Origin of the sequence: Mesorhizobium sp. NFR06 (assembly GCF_900115245.1) — a bacterium.
In the GTDB taxonomy this organism is placed as follows: Bacteria; Pseudomonadota; Alphaproteobacteria; order Rhizobiales; family Rhizobiaceae; genus Mesorhizobium.
Genome location: NZ_FOVT01000008.1, coordinates 204,985 through 223,086 on the forward strand (window position 1 = coordinate 204,985; position 18,102 = coordinate 223,086).

Below are 18,102 nucleotides of genomic sequence, written 5' to 3' on the forward strand. Positions count from 1 at the left end.
TGCGGACAGAAACCGGCATGCCGGCTCCGCTCAATTTGTTTGTATGCAAATGTTTCCGGATCCGCGCGATCCGGAAACCGAAACGCTGTTTTCGTGAAATCGATCCGATACATGCGTGAGCGATTTAACGGACATCGGATGGCGGCCGAAAGCGACATGCATGAAATCAGACCCTTGGCCGTCGCCGCGCTTCAAGGAGATGAAAATGTCTATGTTCGATAGCCTCAGTCGCTTCGGTGTGACCATCAGGCAGGCTCATGTCAGGAACAAGGCCATCCATGCCCTGAACAGCCTGCCGGTGCATGTACAGAAGGATATCGGCTGGCCGGCTTCGCCACCGAGCGACCCGCAGGCAGCGCTTCATGCGCTGCTTCTGGGCACGCCGCGCTGATGACCTTCGCCGACAAATGCAAGCTGCTCGGCAAGCGCCGGGGCCGCAACGCGGCCTTGGCCACCGGCGACAACAAAATGCGCGCGACGCTGCTGCCGACGCGGCGCTAGAGCAATCCCAGGAAAAGTACGCAGCGGATAAGCTCGGTCACTCGCCGTAGGTCCCTCCGGAATTGCTCAAACAGAGCTGGCACCATCGGATCACGCCGATGTGCCAGCGTGAATCCTTGACATTTTTAACCGTGGCACAATCTTCGGAGAGCGGGGGGAATTCTCTTAGTCGGCTCTGTCGGTGTCCGTGTATTCGCATGCCCAGTTTGAAAAGCCATCTCGTTTCGTTTGTGCTGAGGCACAGCCGCAAGAAGGCGTTTTCCAGTCCTGAGAACCTGCAGCGCTGGATCGCCTATGCCCGCAAGACCGAGGACTATCATCCGCCCGCCTTGCTCAAAGCGCGGCTGGACATCACTGAGACCGAAATCGACGGCTTTCCCGTCTATGAAATCGCCGCGAAAGCGGGCGAACGCCGGCGCATCCTTTACATGCATGGCGGCGCCTTTGTCTTTCAGATCACGTCCTACCATTGGGGGCTCATCGCCGAGATGGCTGAGCGTCTCGGCTTCGGTATCACCGTGCCGGTCTATCCGATCGCGCCGGAGCACGATTTCCATGACATGTTCGGCATGGTCGGCGATGTCTACCGGCGCATGCTCGAAGAGACCGGCGCCGAGGACATCGTCTTCATGGGCGATTCCGCCGGCGGCAACATGGCCGTCGTGCTTACCATGATGGCGGCCGAGGAGGGCCTGCCCTCGCCATCGCGTCATGTGCTGATCTCGCCCGGCCTCGACATGTCGCTGTCAAATCCGGAAGTGTTCGAGGCGGAACGCAACGATCCCTGGCTCGGCATTCCCGGCGGGCTCGAGGCCATCCGGCTCTACAGCGCCGGCTTCGACCGCTCCGACTGGCACATCAGCCCGCTCTACGGCGATCTATCGGTGCTGCCAAAGACCTTGCTGCTCACCGGCTCGCGCGATCTGCTCAGCCCCGACAATCTGATTTTCGCCGAACGCGCGCGCGCCGCCGGCGTCGAAGTCGACGTGGTCTATGAAGAAGGCATGTTCCACGTCTGGCCGCTGATCGAGATGCCGGAGGCGCGCCGCGCCCGCGACAGCATCGTCAACTTCCTTACCGTTCCTGCGGCGCGCCAGGCTCGCGCGCGACGCGGGACAAAAGCTGCCTTCGCAACCGGTCCCGCGCCGGCGGCCGAATAACTCAGAACTTGCCGGTTTCGCGGAACAGTTCGAAAGTCGCCCGGATATGGTCGGCGACGGCCTTCACCGGCGCGCTGGCGTCGGGCGCCACCACCATGGCGAGGTTGTAGGTGCCGATGTCCGGCATGCCGTCCTTGGCGCCCAGCGAGACCATGTCGTCGCCGAGGAAGGACTTCGGCAGCGGCGCCACGGCAAGGTCGGCCATGATCGCGGCGCGCTGGCCGGCCGTGTGGGCGCTCATATAGGCGATGCGGTAATTGCGGCCCTCGCGGCCGAGCGCTTCCAGCGCCCCGGCCCGCCAGGCGCAGCCTTCTTCCCACAGCGACACCGGCAGCGGTTCGCGCAGGTGCGCGCAGCCGCCCTTGGCGCCGGCCCACACGATCGGCTCCGTCAGAAGCACCTCGGCGCCGATCGCGCTGGTCTTGTAGGAATTGGTGAGCAGCGTGAGGTCGAGCGCGCGATCGTCCATGCGGCGGCGCAGATTGATGCTCTGGTCGATGGTGACGTCGACCGCAATCGAGGGATGCGACTGTGCGAAACGCTTCAGCACGTGAGGCAGGACACGCTCGCCATAATCATCCGGGGAACCCAGGCGAACCACGCCGACAATGTCGGGGATGATGAATTTCGACACCACCTCGCGGTTGATCGACAACAGCCGGCGGGCATAGCCGAGCAGCATTTCGCCGTCCGTGGTCAGCGTCACCGAACGCGCGTCGCGCGCGAAGACCGAGCGGCCGAGGATGTCCTCCAGCTTCTTGATCTGCATGGACACGGCCGACGGCGTGCGGAACACCGCGTTGGCCGCGGTGGTGAAGCTGCCCGTCTCGGCAATCGCCACGAAGGTGCGCAGCACATCGAGATCAAGCAGCGGCAAAGGGTGATTGAGCGGGGCGTTCATGGGAGCCTGCCTTCAATTTTTCTGATGCAATCGATCATTCCATTTCGTTTGATTGAACATCACTCCAGGCGCATAGTCAACCTGACCGATGCAGGATCCTGCCAAAAGCAGCCATTCACGGGCCACGACACAATCCTGCAATCGACATGAAATGAAGCTGAAACAGACCTGACTTAATACAGTGACGGGCGCCTCCCTGCCCGCGTAGAGGAGAAAGAAAATGTCTATCCTGTCGTCCATTGGTCGGCTTGCGACCGAATTCAGCGCGGCCCGCGCCCGCTACCAGACCGAACGCGCCATCCATGCGCTGCCGATCGAACTGCAGAAGGACATCGGCTGGCCGGAAGCCGCCGATGCAAAGACCGGCCTGCGTCACGGCGTCGGAAGCTGGGCCGGAGCAAAGTAACCAAGTGTGTATGGAGTTCTGAAGGCCTGCCGCGTCAGCTCGGCAGGCCTTTTTATTTGCACTCAAACGACTTTTTTCAGCCATGCGGTCTTTGCATGACGCATATGAAGCATCCGCATAGCGGGTTAATTTGCGAATTAAAGCACTGTAAACAATAGTAAATTTCAGGCAGGCTGCCCAAAAAAGTCGCAATCCATGTCGCTTTTCATAACAAGCGCTTCGTTTTTGCGATTTAGTTTCTGCTGAAGCGAGCCTATATCACCGTCAGCCGAAACGAGCTGCCCCACTCCATTAAGCGAAGGCGACCCGTCTGAGCACCAAATGGAGATGATGATGAAGCTCTTTGCCCGCCTGTTCACCCGCCGCGAAATGAACCTGACGACCGCTTTGGAGCGTCAGCGCCTTGCCAATACCATGCCCGGCCAGACCGGCGCCATGGCTGCTGCGCGCCTCGGCTTCGTTGCCTGAGACAAGTCCAGCACTCAGCTGATTTAGACGCCGCCCGGCACCGCCGCGGCGGCGTTTTCGTCTGCGCCGACCTTCATGGGCTGGCCGGCGGTGTCCCTTGCTCGCGGACAATTGCCCATTTGCGACCCGTGTCGCAAATTTAATCGTCACTTAGCCGCCTACCCGATTGACAGGAATGGTTTTTCCTGATGTCGCTATGCTGTTCGCGACATCCTGTTCGCGTCATGGCTGCGTGAGGTTTCCCGTGAATGCCGTTAAGCATCCGATCAAAAGATCGTTTGTATTCTTCCTCATTCCCGATTTCACCATGATCGCCTTTGCGACGGCGCTCGATCCGCTGCGTTCGGCAAACCGGATGCTCGGTTACGAGGCTTATCGCTGGCGGCTGGCCAGCATCGACGGCAAGCCGGTGCGCGCCTCGAACGGCGTCGAATGCGCCGTCAACACCTCGCTCGAGGAAGAGCGCAAGAAGATGGCCGGGCCGGACAGGCCGAACATGGCGATCGTCTGCAGCGGCATCAATGTCGAGCGCTACCACAACAAGTCGGCCTTCGCCTGGTTGCGCGAGGAATACAACCGCGGCGTCGCCGTGGGTGGCCTTTGCACCGGCGCGCATATCCTGGCCGCAGCCGGGCTCCTGTCCAACAAGCGTTGCGCTATCCACTGGGAGAACCTGCCGGGTTTCTCCGAGGCCTTCCCGAAAGCCAACGTCTTTGCCGACCTCTTCGAAGTCGATCAGAACGTCTATACCTGCGCCGGGGGCACCGCCGCGCTCGACATGATGCTGAAGCTGATCGGCGACGATTTCGACGAGAGCCTCGTCAATCGCGTCTGCGAGCAGGTGCTGACCGACCGCGTGCGCAGCCCGACCGACCGCCAGCGCCTGCCGTTGCGCGCCCGCCTCGGCGTGCAGAACTCCAAGGTGCTCACCATCATCGAGCTGATGGAGGCAAACCTTTCCGAGCCGCTGTCGTTGATCGAGATCGCCGACCATGTCGATCTTTCCCGCCGGCAGATCGAGCGCCTGTTCCGCACGGAGATGGGCCGCTCCCCTGCCCGCTACTATCTGGAGATCCGGCTCGATCGCGCCCGGCATCTCCTTATCCAGTCGTCGATGCCGGTGGTCGAAGTGGCGGTGGCTTGCGGCTTCGTTTCCGCCTCGCACTTCTCCAAATGCTATCGCGAGCTCTACGCCCGCTCGCCGCAGCAGGAGCGCGTCGACCGCAAGCAACTGTTGGCGGCCTGAGGGGTCGAAAACCTAGGCGGATTGCGCCTGCGCGGTCCGCATCGCTTCGATGCGGATGTCTTCGGTAAGCTGCGCCTTCAGCGTGGAGAATTCCGGGCTGGTCTTCAGCGTGTAATGGCGCGGGTGCGGCAGGTCGACCGGCACGTCCGATTTGATGCGGCCGGGCCGGGCACTCATGACGATCACCCGCGAGGCCATGAAGATCGCTTCTTCGATGTCGTGGGTGACGAACAGCACCGTCTTCTTGCGCCGCTCCCAGATGCCGAGCAGCAGTTCCTGCATCAGCCCGCGCGTCTGGTTGTCCAGTGCGCCGAACGGCTCATCGAGCAAAAGGATCTCGGGATCGTTGGCGAGCGCCCGCGCGATCGCCGTGCGCTGCTGCATGCCACCCGAAAGCTGCTTCGGCCAGTGGTTCTCGAAACCTTTGAGCCCGACGAGGTCGACGTAAGAAGCGACGATCTCGTTGCGCTCGCGCTCAGGCCTACCTTGCTCGCGCAGGCCGAAGCCGATGTTTTCGGCGACTGTCAGCCAGGGAAACAAGGTGTAGGACTGAAACACCATGCCGCGGTCCCGTCCGGGCCGGGTGACCGCCTTGCCGTCGAGCAGAACGCTGCCGGTGCTCGGCGCCTCAAGTCCGGCGACGATCCTGAGCAGCGTCGACTTCCCGCAGCCGGACGGCCCGAGGATGGTGATGAAGTCATTGGCGGCGACGGACAGGTCAACGGGCTGCAGCGCCCGCACCGGCTCCCCGCCCCTGACCCCGGCAAACGTCCGCGAAACGCCTTCGATGAGAAGCTTGCTCATGCCAGGCTCCATGGATAGAGCCAGCGGTTGAGCGCCTTGAAGGCGAAGTCCGACAAGAGCCCGATCAACCCGATGACCATGATGCCGAAGATGATCTGCCCGGTCGCCAGCCGCGACTGGCTGTTGATGATCATGTAGCCGATGCCCGACGACGAGCCGATCAACTCGGCGACGATCACATAGGTCCAGGCCCAGCCGAGCACCAGCCGCAGCGTTTCGGCGATCTCCGGTGCATTGGCCGGCATGATGACGCGCTTGACGATGCCATTGTCGGTCGCCCCCAGCGTGTAGGCGGCTTCCACCAGGTCTCGCCTCGTGCTGCCGACCTTGACCGCGACGATCAGGATGATCTGGAACACCGAGCCGACGAAAATCACCAGGAGCTTTTCGAGTTCGCCGATGCCGGCCCAAAGGATGAGCAGCGGGATGAAGGCGGACGCCGGCAGGTAGCGTGCGAAGGACACGAACGGCTCCAGGAACGCCTCCACCGGCTTCCATGCGCCCATGGCGATGCCGATCGGCACCGCGACGATCGAGGCCAGCACGAAGCCGCCGAAGACGCGCCAGATCGTGATCAGGATATCGAGCCAGAAACGATCCTCGGTGAGCAGCCGCCAGCCGTCCTTCAGCATCGATAACGGATCGGCGAGAAAAATCCGGTTCACATGACCGCCGAGCGTGATCCACGCCCAGAACGCCACGAACAGCACGAAGAAGGAGATGCCGAGCACGGTTCGCGTGCCCGGCGCAACGGAATGCAAGGGACGCAGCATCAGGCCCTGTCCTTAAAGCATGTCTCCTGAAGGTGGGAACCGGTTTCGGGACATGCGTAGAAATCAAAAATGTATCTGGACGGTCGCGCTTTAAGGAGAAGGATCGGCGGCCTGACGCCGCCGATCGGGTGTGCGCGATCAGTTGGCCACTGCGCTGGTGTCGGCAAGCGTCGTCACGTCCGGCACTTCCTTGATCAGCCCCATCTGCAGCAACAGCTCAGCCGCGGTCTTGGAAAAATCCTGAAAATCCTTGGTGAAGAACTGCTTGTTCTCCGCCTTGTCGGCCCATTTCAGGTATTTGGCCGAATCCTCGAACTCCTTGGCCGACTGCTTCACATCGGCACCCATAATCTCATAGGACTTCTGCGGATCCTTCTTGATCAGCTCGAGCGCGTCGAAATAGCTGTCGGCCAGCGCCTTGGCGGCGTCGGGATTGGCCTTGAGGAAGTCCGGCGTGCAGCCGACGGTATCCAGCACCATCGGATAGTCGAGCGTGGTCGCCAGGATGTGGCCCTGATCGGTCTTGTCGCGGACCGCCGAAATGAACGGCTCATAGGTGACGGCGGCATCGTTCTGGCCGGCCAGGAAGGCTTGCGCCGCCGCATCCGGCTCCAGATTGACGACCGTCACATCCTTGGTCGACATGCCGTTTTTGATGAGCACCCAGGCGAGCAGGAAATAGGGCGAGGTTCCAGGCGCGGACGAGGCGACATTCTTGCCCTTGAGATCGGCGACGGTCTTGATGTCGTTGCGCACCACGATGCCGTCGGCGCCATAGGATTTGTCGAGCTGGAAGATCTGTTTGGTGGCGACGCCGCTGGCGTTCCACACCATCCAGGTCTCGACCGTGGTCGCCGCGCATTGCAGGTCGCCGCTGGCAATCGCCAGCGGGCGGCTCGCCTGCGGCACTTTCTTGAGCGTGACGTCGAGCCCGTGCTTTTCGAAAAGCCCGGCCTGCTTGGCTAAAGTCAGCGGCGCGAAGCCGGTCCAGCCGCTGATGCCGATGGTGAGCGACGTTGCAGCCATCGCTGGCGCGCCGAACACGGCGGCCGCCATCAGCGCCGCCGCTAAAATGGTGGTTCTTTTCATTGTGGTTCCCCTTTTTTGGTGAGCACAAATTGTCTCACAGACGCCCAAAGGCTTGTCAATGAAGCACAAGCCCCACTGGACGATGGTCCAATCCGATGCCGGGCGGCGGCGGACCCAGCGCGGCTCCTCGATCCGTCACGGCATGCCCCAGCCGCGGTTGCGCCACATCTTCTCGCCCGCCAGGCAGTCGGTGGCGGGCGTGTCGTCGGCGAGCACGACCGGCGGGTGCGCGGCCTCCTCCGCCGCCCATTGCGGTGAAGCCGGACCGGCAAGCTCCAGCACCAGCTTGCGGCGGATCGCTTCTGGAAACTGCGTCCAATCGTTGACCGGGATCATGAAGGCGCCCGGTCCGCCGATGACGCAATCACTGTAATAGCGGTCGAGATTGGCGACATCGAAGGCGCTGCTGAAGCCGCCGCGCGTCATCAGCGGCAAACCGTTGATGGTGATGCCTTGCTTGACCACCTCGTCGCGCGTGAGGTCGACCGGCGCGCCCTGGTTGTTGGGCCCGTCGCCAGAAACGTCGATGACGCGCTTCGTGCCCTGGAAACCGCTCTCGGCGAAGAGATCGCTGCCGAAGCTCAGCGCGCCGGAGATCGATGTCCGCCGGGCGCTGTCCGGCGGGCGGGCATTGAGCTGCGCCACCACCTTCTCGGCATCGTTGCGGTTGGCGATCACCGTCCACGGCACGATCACCCGCTGCCAGGTCGTGCCGGCCCATTCCACATAGGTGACGGCGATCTTGCCATAGACGCCGTCGGCGATGGCCTTCAGCACGTTGTCATGCGTGAGCGCCGCCGCATAGCCGTGGCGCTGGATCTCCAGCTCGGCCGGCGACATGGATAGCGAAACATCGACCGCCAGCACCAGTTCGACATCGACCGGTTCGGCGGGAGAAGCTGCCGGCGTCAGCCAAAGTGCCAGCGCCAGCACGGCGCTGCCCAAGACGATATGCCTTGCGCGGGCATAAGCAGACATGCGCGAAAGGTTAGGCGAAAATCGCCGCCTGCAAAAGCCGAGAATTCCGCAGCGTTGGATTTCAGCCGGCGCGAGGCCCCTTAAAAATACCGCGCCAGATTCGAACGGATGCGTTCCAGCACGCTGTCTCCGGAAAGGTCAGGCACGAATTTCGCGCCGGTGATCGCCTCGTAGGCCTGGATATAGACCGCCGAGGCCTGGTTGATGATCTCGTCGGGAATCTTGGGGATCGGGTCCTTGTAGGGATCGCACCGGGCCGACACCCAGGAACGGACAAAATCCTTGTCGAAGCTCTGCGGCCGTGCGCCGCTTTCGAAAGCCTCGTCGTAGCTCGCCGCGATCCAGTATCGGCTGCTGTCGGGTGTGTGGATTTCGTCCGCAAGCACAATGGCGCCGTCCGGCGCCGTGCCGAATTCATATTTGGTGTCGGCCAGGATCAGGCCGCGCTCGGCGGCGCGCTTCTGGCCGCGGGCGAACAATTGCAGCGCATAGCGCGATACGGTGTCCCATTGCGCCTGCGTGAGCAGCCGCTGTCCGATGATCTCGGCTTCCGACAGCGGCTCGTCATGGCCGCCATGGGCGGCCTTGCTGGTCGGCGTGATGATCGCCGCCGGCAGCCGTTCATTGTCGCGCAGCCCATCCGGAAAGGTGTGGCCGTAGAAGCTCCGTTCGCCTTTCCTGTACTTGGTCAGGATGGAGGTGCTGGTGGTTCCCGCCAGATAGCCGCGCACGACCATCTCGACGGGCAGCATGTCGAGCCGCGTGCCGACGACGACGTTGGGGTCGGGATATTCCAACACATGGTTGGGACAGATATCGGCGGTTTCCTCGAACCAGTAGCGCGCCGTCTGGGTAAGGACCTGTCCCTTGAACGGGATCGCGGCCAGGATCGTGTCAAAAGCGCTCAAACGATCGGTGGCGATGATGATGCGGCGCCCGTCCGGCAGGTCGTAGTTTTCGCGCACCTTGCCGTTGTAGCGATTGGGAAGTTCGGGAATGAAGGCGTCGGACAGGATGCGCATGGGTCGTGTTGCTTTCGCGTTCTCTGATGGGCCACATAAGCCGCTGGCCTCCCGCACATCAAGCCGGATGCTGCGGAACAGGCTTCTTGTTGCCAACAGCGCGAAACGCTCGCCAGTTCGGCCTGAAGGAAGGTGGAATCCACAACAGAATTCCGGCTGTTGCCGCAGGCACAATGACCGCGAAACGCAAGATTGAAAGCACGACCCCGCAGAAGCCGACGATCCGCGTGGCGGTATCCGCGCCGAAGCGCGGCGCAAGCAGATGCCTGGCGATCGCACCGCCATCGAGGGGATAGGCTGGGAGGAGGTTGAGAACGGCCAAAGCCGTATTCACCAGAACGCCAAGCCAAAGCGTCCACTCAAGAAGCGTGTCCGGCCTCGGAGGCGGCAAACTGAAAAGACCGTCCGGATCGACAGGCGACAAGGGCCAGGCAAAAAGGTAATAGGCGGCGGCAAAGCCCGTCGCCAGGACGATGTTCACCAACGGCCCGGCGAAGGCGATCCATGCCCAGCCATAAGGCGAGGCCACACCGGGCTTGAACCAGGCAATTCCACCGAACAAATAGAGGTCTATCCGTTGGGTCCCGATGCCTTGCCGCCGCGCCGCCCAGACATGGGCAAGCTCATGCAGAAACACCGACAGGAACAGCAGCGCGGCAAAGATGAGGGTATTGGTCAGGGCGGCCTGGGGACGCCTCGACCATTCATGCAGGAACGGGAGTGCGGCGGGAATGGCAAAGGTCCAACTGACATGAACGGGAATGTTCCCCTTCAGCGTGAAGACGAACGCGTCGTTTTTCCTGTCCCAGCCGAACCGTTGCACTATGCCCACTCCGCCCGGCGCAACGCTAGAGCAATTCCAGGAAAAGTGTGAGCGGTTTTCCGTCCGGAATTGCGTCAAAACAAAGAGATAGAGCGGTTCACCGTTTCCGTGAAACGGTGAACCGCTCTACGCGAGAATCTCGGCCGGCACAAAAGCAAAAGCCCGACCGAAGCCGGGCTTTGCATGTTTCTGGGTCCGCGATCCTCAACTCCTCGGCTTGAGGTTCTCCGGGTCGTAGAGCGGCTTGTAGCCGACGGCGGCGACCTCGACCGGATAAGTCTCGTCGAAATACTCGACATTGAGCTTGCGGCCTTCCTGGCAGTAGGCCCAAGGCAGATAGGCAAGCGCGATGTTCTTGCCGATTGTCGGGCCATAGGCGACCGAGGTGGTGAAGGAGCGGCGGCCGAGCTCGTCGACCAGCGTCTCGCCGGTCGCCGGATCAAGCACCGGCATGGTGCCGACAGGATAGCGCGCGACGCCCTTGGCATCGGTGTTCTCGGTCATCACCAGCGTGCAAAGCATCGCCGGCTGATGCTCGCGGGCGCGATATTCCAGGTGCTTGGCCTTGCCACAGAAGTCGTTCTCCTTGACCTTCGGGCGGGCGAGGTCGGCCTCGAGCAGGTTGTATTCGGTCAGGAGGTCGGCGTTCTGCAGCCTGAGGCTCTTTTCCATGCGGCGCGTATTGGCGTAGGTCTCGACGCCGAACGGCATGACGCCGGTGGCGCGCAGCGCGTCCCAGACGGCGAGGCCGTCTTCGTAGCGCATATGCAGTTCCCAGCCCTGCTCGCCGACATAGGAGATGCGGAAGGCGGTGACGTCCTTGCCGGCTATCTTGATCGGCTTGATCGCGGCGAACGGAAAATTCTCCGGCGTCAACCCGTTCGGGTCCTCCACCACCTTCTGCAAGGTCGTGCGGGCGTTCGGCCCCCAGATGCCGATGGTGACGTATTTCTCGGTCACGTCGGTAACCGTGGCGTTGAAGCCCTTGTCCTGCGCGGTACGCTGCATATAGCGGAAGTCGCGCGGACCGGCATCGGCGCCGTCGATCACCCGGCAGCGGTCGGCCATGCGGATCACGGTGAAGTCGGCGCGCACCATGCCTTCCTCGTCGAGGAAGTGGGTGTAGATGCCCTTGCCGATGTTGTTGTCGCCGCCGATCTTGGCCGCGCACAACCATTCCAGCAGCGCGACATGGTCGGGTCCTTCGACATCGTACATCGAGAAGTGCGATAGGTTCACGATGCCGCAATCCTCGCTCATCGCCAGATGCTCGGCATTGGAGACGCGCCAGAAATGGCGGTTGTCCCATTCGTTCTCGCGCACCGGCACGCGGTTGCCGTATTTTTCCAGGAGAGGCTCGTTGGCGGCGTAGCCGTGGGCGCGCTCCCAACCGCCCAGTTCCATGAAATAGCCGCCGAGTTCCTTCTCGCGCTCCCAGAACGGCGAGCGGCGGATGTTGCGGCCCTTGGAGAACGGCTCGCGCGGATGGACTGCCGGATTGTAGACTTTCATCGCCGTCTCGGTGCAGCGATCCCAGATGAACTGTTCCTTGGTCTGGTGCGGGTAGAAGCGCGCATAGTCGATCGCGTGATGATCAATCGACGTGCGGCCGTCGGTCATCCAGTCGGCGATGAGCTTGCCCATGCCCGGGCCGTCCTTGACCCAGATGGCGACGGCATACCAGAGGCCCCTCACCTTCTGGCTTTCGCCCATCGACGGGCCGCCATCGGTGGTCACCTGCAACAGGCCGTTGAAGGAATGGCCTTCATTGTAGCCGAGTTCGCCAAGGATCGGCGTCAGTTCCATGGCGCGCTCCAGCGGCGCCATGATCTGCTCCATGTCGATGTCGCGCTGCGACGGTGACAGCCGCGCCTGATCCTTTTCGAGAAGATCGCGCGGATGGCAAAGGCGCGGATTGGTCTCCTCGTAGTAGCCCCACTCGATCTGCCCGCCTTCGGCGGTCTTGGGATCGCCGGTGTCGCGCATATAGGCCGAGTTGCCCTGGTCGCGCAGCAGCGGCCAGCCGATCTCCTTGCCGGTGCCGGCAAACTCGTTGTAGGGGCCGAAGAAGGTGAGCGGATGGTCGATCGGCATCACCGGCAGGTCCTCGCCGACCAGCGCCGCGGTGAGGCGGCCCCAGATGCCGGTGCAGACCACCACATAATCGGCCTCGACGGTGCCGCGTTCGGTGACGACGCCCTTGATGCGGCCGTTCTCGACGATGAGTTCCTTTGCCGAGGTGTTGGCGAAAGCCTGCAGCTTGCCGGCGGCGACACCCTGGTCGACCAGCTTGCCGGCCACCGTCTGCGAGCGTGGAATGACAAGGCCGGCATCCGGGTCCCACAGGCCGCCCTGCACCAGATGTTCCTCGATCAGCGGGAATTTCTGCTTGATCTCGGCCGGCTCGATCAGCCGCGCGCGGGTGCCGAAAGACTTGGCCGAGGCGATCTTGCGCTTGATCTCGTCCATGCGGGCGTCGTCGCCGACGCGCGCGACCTCGAGGCCGCCGACCCGCGCGTAATGGCCCATCTTCTCGTAGAAATCGATGGAGTAGAGCGTCGTCCAGCAGGACAGAAAGTCGTGGCTGGTCGTGTAGCAGAAGTCCGAAGCATGCGCGGTCGAGCCGATATCGGTCGGGATGCCCGACTTGTCGATGCCGACAATGTCGTCCCAGCCGCGCTCGATCAGGTGATGGGCGACGGACGCGCCGACAATACCGCCCAGACCGACGATGACGACCTTCGCCTTTTTCGGAAATTCTGCCATGGCCCGCAACTCCAAAGGGTAAAGCGGGCGTGCTGGCGCCCGTTCGAATGGCGCACAATATGCAGAGGACGACGGTTGGGCTACCGCCTGTTTGCGACACGCCGCAGGTACGGCGCGACGGCGCACGCAGGCTTGGCGCCGAAGGCGTTTCCCTCAGGCGAAGGCCCAGATGTCTTCGGCCTGGAAACCGACCTGGTAGCCGGCGGTCTTCAGCTTGACCACGACCTGGCCGATCTCGGCGGCGGGCAGCGCGCCGACCTCGATCTTGACCATGCCGGGGCGGTAGCGCTGGAGGTCGAGTTGCTCGAACACCATCCAGTCGGCGCCTTCGCAATCGACCAGGAAGGCGTCGATATGGGTGATGCCGTTGCGGTCGAGCAGCGCCTGCAAGGTATCCGACGGCACCTCGATGTCCTTCAGATGCGGCGCGAACTTGTTGAAGTTGGCGTCCACCTCGCCCCAGGCGTTCTTGCCCGACATCAAATTAGTGTCGGTGACCGACGAGCAGCCGATGAACTCGATCGGCAGCGCGCCGGCTTCGAGCGCTGCGGCATCGAAGGTATGGACGGTGATCGTGCCCTTGGTCCTTGTCACCGCGACAGGCTCGATGATGAAGCGGTCGGTATCAGGATAGTTGGAACGCAACCGCCTCTGGTTGTAGGGAATCGGCTCGACCAACATGGCGCGCGCGCCCGGAATGCGGTGCAGCCATGGCGTCACATCGTCGAAGAGCGCGCCGTCGCAGGCGCCGACATTGACCATCTGGAACGGCCGGCCGCCGAAGCGCGCCTTGAGCGCCGCCTTTGCGAGGAATTTCGTGCCATGCAGCGAGGGTCCGAGGTCGAGCAGACCGGCGGGCAGGCCGAGCGACAACAATATGCGCGCGAGGCTGGAAAGCGAGCTCATGACTTGTCTCCGGGAACGACCTGCGGCGCGGCGCGGCGCCCGCCCTGGCTCGCCGCTGCCCACAAAGCCGTCAGCGGCGCGGCCAGCAGCAGGAAGGGCGGCAGAAGATTGGGGAAATAGATGCGGGTATCGTGGATCGGGAAGACGGCGAACTTTGCCAGCACGCCGAGCACCAGCGTCGCAAGCAGGATGCCGGCGCGACGCTCGAGCCGGAAGCCGGCGCGCTCGAGCCCGAACCAGCCGGCTAACGCCAACACCGACACGCCGACCCAGCTATTGACGCTGATCGCGCGGATCACCGAGGCGGCAAAGGCCTTCAGATAGGCGGCCGCCGAGAACGGCGGCTCGAACCCGTCCATGTTGTAATGCTGCTCGATGCTGGAAAACCAAAGATGCGGCCACCAGCCGGGATGCTGGGCCCAATGCGAAATGGCGAAATAGGCGACGAAGGACGCTGCAAAGCCCACCAGCGCGCCCCACGCCCTCTCGCGGAAGGCGACGAGCAGCGCGGCGAAGACGGCTAGGAAGACGATGTTGTCCGGCCGCGCCATGAAAGCGAGGAAAAGCAGGACCGCCGTCGCCGCCTCGCGCTTGCGCGCATAGGCAAACAGCCCGCCGAGGAACAGGGCCGAGCACAACAGATCGGGCGTCGCCGCCCGAGCCGCGTCGCCGAAATTGGCCATGATCAGGATCGCGCCGACGACCGGCGCCAGCGCCAGCGCACTTTCCGCGCGCAGCCAGGCGAGCGTGACGGCGCCGAACAGAAGCACCGAAAACACCTGCACCAGCCGCATCGCCCCGACCGGCGAGACGACGTGGTTGAAGCCGGACAGGATCCCGGCATAGAGGAACTTGATCCGGTACATGCCGAGCAGCGAATGGAAGTCGCTGGCATTCTCGGTCATGTGACTGCGGAAGCCACCACCGTCGTCGGTCAGCGTCTTGTAATCGCCCGCCGATACCCCGGCTTTGACCGTGCTGTAGGCAGAGTCATGCAGCGCCTGGGGATCGGGATAGATGCCTTCCTCGGCGATCGCCAGATAGGGCAGCATGTCCCAGTTGGCGTCGGGCATGAACCAGGCCGTCGCCGCGGTGAGCAGGATATAGAGCGAGAAGGCAACCGCCCCGATCGATGCCGCCGATTTCACGTAAGCCCCCTCGCCCCACGCCAGGCCGGCGCCGGTCAACCGTTCCAGCGGATTGGTCTGAGCGGACGGCCTGGTCAGCATCCTCAGCGGCCTCTATTTGCCGACCTGGCTTTTGACGAAATCCTTCACGATCGCCACGATGCCGCGCGACAGCAAGCTGTCGAAGGCGTCGACGAAGCGGTCGACATGCTCGCGCTGGCAGATCAGCGGCGGTTCGAGCCGGATGACGTTGCGATTGTACTCGGTGAAGGCGACGAGCACATCGTAGTCGCGCAACAGCAGCGAACCGACGAAGCCCGACAGCGAGCCCTTCAGCTTGTCGTCGAGCACGCTCACCACCGGACGCAGCACCATCGGCAGGGTCTGCGAGAAATCGTGGAACTCGAGCCCGATCATAAAGCCCTTGCCGCGCACGTCCTTGACGATCTTCGGATACTTCTCCCTCAGCGCCTGCAGGCGCTGCAAAAGGTACTCGCCCGTCGAGGCCGCGTTGTCGATCAGCCCCTCGTCGTAGAGCACGTTCAGCCCCTCGATCGCGGTGACGCAGGCTTCGCCCATGCCGCCGAAGGTCGCCATGGCATGGATCATGGCGGTCTTCGGCGTGCCATAGGCTTTCATGTAGACATCGCGCTTGGCGATCATGGCGCCGACGGCGGCCTTGCCGGCGCCGAGCGATTTCGCCAGCGCCGTCACATCCGGCACCACGCCGTAATGTTCGAAGGCATAGAAGCGGCCCGAGCGGCCATAGCCGCACTGCACCTCGTCGGCGACCCACAGCACGCCATAGCGGTCGCAAAGCGCGCGCAGCCTCTGCCAGTATTCGGCCGGCGCCTGGATGATGCCGCCGCCGCCCTGGATGGTCTCCAGCACGATGACGCCGATCTCAGGATCGCTCTTGAACAGGCGCTCGACCGCGTCGATGTCGGCGAAGGGAACGCGCACGACATTGTCCGCCACCTTGAAATCGGCGCGGTAGAGCTGGCCGTCGGTGATCGCCAAAACGCCCTTGGTCTTGCCGTGGAAGGAATTCTCGGCATAGACGACCTTCGGCCGCTTCAGGCCCGCGGCGCGCTCGGCAAGCTTCACCGCCGCTTCCATCGCCTCCGAACCGGATGAGCCGAGGAACACCATGTCGAGATCGCCGGGCGAGCATTTGGCGATATTGTGCGCAAGGGCCGCCGCATATTGCGACATGAAGGCGATGGCGATCTCCTGGCGCTTTTCCTCCTGGAATTTCCTGCGTGCTTCCAGGATGCGCGGATGGTTGTGGCCGAAGGCCAACGAGCCGAAGCCGCCGAAGAAGTCGAGGATCTTGCGGCCGTTTTGGTCGATGTAGAACATGCCTTCGGCGCGCTCGATCTTGACCTTGTGGAAGCCGAGCAGCTTCATGAAATGCAGCTGCCCAGGGTTGAGATGCGCCTTGAACAAATCGGTGATGCGGGCGACGTCCATCGCCTTGGCCTGGTCGACGCTGATCAGGTCGGGCTTGGCGATGGTGGTGGGCGAAAGCGCCGGCGCCTCGACCAGCGTGCGCGTGCCCTTGTGTTCCGGCTTGGCCATGACGGTCATTTCGAAATCTCCCCTTCGTCGCCTTATTCGGCAGGCACGTGGTTGGTGGCGACGGCATGGCCGTCCTTCTTGGCGCGATATTCGCTGTAGGCGGCGATCAGCATGTCCTCGTCGCGATATTGCGGCACCCAGCCGAGCTGGCGCTCGGCCTTCGACACGTCGAGCACGCACTCCTCGTCGGCGATCAGATACTGCTCCGGATCCATGATCGGCATGTTCATCAGGTCGAGCAGGTCGAGCGTGCGCTTGACCGCCCAGCCCGGTGTCGGCAGCAGGACCGACTTCGAGCCGGCATGCCGGATCAGGTCGCCCAGCAGTTTCTTGACCGGCGGCGGATTAAGCGAGCCGAGATTATACGCCTCGTTCGGCACGCCGGCTTTCCAGGCAGCGCGGGCGGCTTCCGCGCAGTCGAACACCGAGATGAACTGGTACGGGTTCCTGCCCGAGCCGATCATCGGCACCGGCAGGTTCCAGTCGATCAGCTTGAACAGCTTTTCCAGGATGCCGAGGCGTCCGGGTCCGATGATCAGGCGCGGCCGGAACAATGAGATCGACATGCCGCGCTTGCGCCATTCGGCGGCTAGCTCCTCGGTCTTGAGCTTGGATAGGCCGTACTCGCCGAGCGGCGCGACCGGATGATCCTCGGTCATCGGCAGCACCACCGTGTGGCCGTAGATCATATCGGTCGTGTAGTGCACCAGCTTCGAGGTGCCCGCCTTGTCCATCGCCTGGATGATGTGCTCGGTGCCGTGGAAATTGACCGGGAAGAAAAAGTCGTGCCGCCTTGCGCGCACCTGGATCGGCGACAGCATCTTGGCCGACAGGTTGTAGACCATATCGTCGGCCTTGAGGCCCAATGCCGCGATCGAGGCCGGATTGGTGACGTCGCAAGTGACGAAACGCATCGAGCGGTAGTGCGCCAGGTCGCTCTTGACGATGTCGGCGACGATGACGTCCTCGCCGTCGGCGGCGAGCTTGGGGGCAAGGTGACGGCCGACGAAACCGTCGCCGCCGAAAATCACGTGTCTCATCGAACGATCTCGCTTGTGCCGATTTTGTCCGGGGTGATGGAGGCGGTCTGGCCGTTATGTCCGCGACCGGCCATTTCTCGGCCACTTTGGGCGATCAGCACCGTGCCGACGCAGATGCAGGCGATGCCTGCTATGCGCCAGCCATTGAGGTCCTCGCGGAAGACTAAATAGGCAAAGATCGCCACCGCGACATAGGCAAGGCTGAGGAACGGATAGGCGAAGCTCAGCTCGACCTTGGACAACACGTAAAGATGCGATGCCATCGAGATGACGAAGGTGCACAAGCCCAGGAACACCCATGGGCTGAACACGATCTGCAACAGCCTGACGAGCGGGTTGGCGCCCTCGAAGGAGACCGGCCCCATCGACATCATGCCCTGCTTCAGCATCAGCTGCGCCGCGGCATTGGTCATGACTGTGAAGAGAATGAAGACGATGTATTTCATTGTTGCCACCCGCCACTTGGCCTGTTCCTATTATGAACCTGCAAATATTTCGTGAAATCGCGATA

18 protein-coding genes are annotated in these 18,102 nt (G+C 62.8%); 5 read left to right on the forward strand and 13 right to left on the reverse strand.

Translation table 11 applies throughout. The features are described 5' to 3' along the window. Positions 1–205 precede the first annotated feature (205 nt). Positions 206–391 carry a hypothetical protein gene (locus F3H96_RS16670; protein WP_149802807.1) on the forward strand — a complete coding sequence of 62 codons (186 nt, stop codon included), beginning with the start codon at positions 206–208 and terminating at the stop codon, positions 389–391. A 307-nt stretch (positions 392–698) separates the two neighbouring features. Beyond that, positions 699–1,661, forward strand: coding sequence for an alpha/beta hydrolase (locus F3H96_RS16675; protein ID WP_149802808.1), 963 nt, complete (start codon positions 699–701; stop codon positions 1,659–1,661). A gap of 1 nt (position 1,662) precedes the next feature. Here the strand turns inward: F3H96_RS16675 and F3H96_RS16680 are convergent, their stop codons facing one another. After that, on the reverse strand, positions 1,663–2,562 hold the full coding sequence (locus F3H96_RS16680; RefSeq protein WP_149802809.1) for a LysR substrate-binding domain-containing protein: 900 nt from the start codon (positions 2,560–2,562) through the stop codon (positions 1,663–1,665). A gap of 220 nt (positions 2,563–2,782) precedes the next feature. Here F3H96_RS16680 and F3H96_RS16685 point away from each other — a divergent pair, with 220 nt between their 5' ends. From F3H96_RS16685 to F3H96_RS16695, 3 genes are all read left to right on the forward strand, one after another. Then, positions 2,783–2,968: a hypothetical protein gene (locus F3H96_RS16685; RefSeq protein ID WP_149802810.1), complete on the forward strand. Its 186-nt coding sequence runs from the start codon at positions 2,783–2,785 to the stop codon at positions 2,966–2,968. 321 nt (positions 2,969–3,289) lie between these two features. Beyond that, entirely contained in the window at positions 3,290–3,436 is a 147-nt protein-coding gene (locus F3H96_RS16690; RefSeq protein ID WP_188131430.1) for a hypothetical protein, read from the forward strand. A 307-nt stretch (positions 3,437–3,743) separates the two neighbouring features. Beyond that, positions 3,744–4,682: a GlxA family transcriptional regulator gene (locus F3H96_RS16695; protein ID WP_254633786.1), complete on the forward strand. Its 939-nt coding sequence runs from the start codon at positions 3,744–3,746 to the stop codon at positions 4,680–4,682. A 12-nt stretch (positions 4,683–4,694) separates the two neighbouring features. Here F3H96_RS16695 and F3H96_RS16700 read toward each other — a convergent pair whose 3' ends face one another. The 12 genes from F3H96_RS16700 to F3H96_RS16755 form a co-directional block, all read right to left on the reverse strand. Then, a complete protein-coding gene (locus tag F3H96_RS16700) occupies positions 4,695–5,486 on the reverse strand; it encodes an ABC transporter ATP-binding protein (protein ID WP_149802811.1) in 792 nt (263 codons plus the stop codon). Continuing rightward, on the reverse strand, positions 5,483–6,256 hold the full coding sequence (locus F3H96_RS16705; RefSeq protein WP_149802864.1) for an ABC transporter permease: 774 nt from the start codon (positions 6,254–6,256) through the stop codon (positions 5,483–5,485). The genes F3H96_RS16700 and F3H96_RS16705 overlap by 4 nt, the downstream gene beginning before the upstream one ends. Positions 6,257–6,397: 141 nt before the next feature. Beyond that, positions 6,398–7,348: an ABC transporter substrate-binding protein gene (locus F3H96_RS16710; RefSeq protein WP_149802812.1), complete on the reverse strand. Its 951-nt coding sequence runs from the start codon at positions 7,346–7,348 to the stop codon at positions 6,398–6,400. Between the two features lie 135 nt (positions 7,349–7,483). Continuing rightward, positions 7,484–8,326 (reverse strand): DUF1194 domain-containing protein, encoded by an 843-nt coding sequence (locus F3H96_RS16715; protein ID WP_149802813.1) that lies wholly within the window; start codon positions 8,324–8,326, stop codon positions 7,484–7,486. 80 nt (positions 8,327–8,406) lie between these two features. Next, the gene (locus tag F3H96_RS16720) at positions 8,407–9,348 is read right to left on the reverse strand and encodes a phosphoribosylaminoimidazolesuccinocarboxamide synthase (protein WP_149802814.1); all 942 of its coding nucleotides are present in this window, start codon (positions 9,346–9,348) and stop codon (positions 8,407–8,409) included. 58 nt (positions 9,349–9,406) lie between these two features. Continuing rightward, positions 9,407–10,171, reverse strand: a complete 765-nt coding sequence (locus F3H96_RS16725; protein ID WP_149802815.1) for a site-2 protease family protein — start codon at positions 10,169–10,171, stop codon at positions 9,407–9,409. Positions 10,172–10,375: 204 nt separating this feature from the next. Then, positions 10,376–12,937: an FAD-dependent oxidoreductase gene (locus tag F3H96_RS16730; protein WP_149802816.1), complete on the reverse strand. Its 2,562-nt coding sequence runs from the start codon at positions 12,935–12,937 to the stop codon at positions 10,376–10,378. A gap of 153 nt (positions 12,938–13,090) precedes the next feature. Then, positions 13,091–13,843: an FkbM family methyltransferase gene (locus F3H96_RS16735; RefSeq protein WP_149802817.1), complete on the reverse strand. Its 753-nt coding sequence runs from the start codon at positions 13,841–13,843 to the stop codon at positions 13,091–13,093. Beyond that, positions 13,840–15,072: a hypothetical protein gene (locus F3H96_RS16740; protein WP_149802818.1), complete on the reverse strand. Its 1,233-nt coding sequence runs from the start codon at positions 15,070–15,072 to the stop codon at positions 13,840–13,842. The genes F3H96_RS16735 and F3H96_RS16740 overlap by 4 nt, the downstream gene beginning before the upstream one ends. Positions 15,073–15,084: 12 nt before the next feature. Then, positions 15,085–16,560 carry an aspartate aminotransferase family protein gene (locus tag F3H96_RS16745; protein WP_149802819.1) on the reverse strand — a complete coding sequence of 492 codons (1,476 nt, stop codon included), beginning with the start codon at positions 16,558–16,560 and terminating at the stop codon, positions 15,085–15,087. A gap of 23 nt (positions 16,561–16,583) precedes the next feature. Next, positions 16,584–17,591: an NAD(P)-dependent oxidoreductase gene (locus F3H96_RS16750; protein ID WP_149802820.1), complete on the reverse strand. Its 1,008-nt coding sequence runs from the start codon at positions 17,589–17,591 to the stop codon at positions 16,584–16,586. Beyond that, complete coding sequence (locus F3H96_RS16755; RefSeq protein ID WP_149802821.1) at positions 17,588–18,037, reverse strand: EamA family transporter; 450 nt, start codon at positions 18,035–18,037, stop codon at positions 17,588–17,590. The genes F3H96_RS16750 and F3H96_RS16755 overlap by 4 nt, the downstream gene beginning before the upstream one ends. Positions 18,038–18,102: the final 65 nt, after the last annotated feature.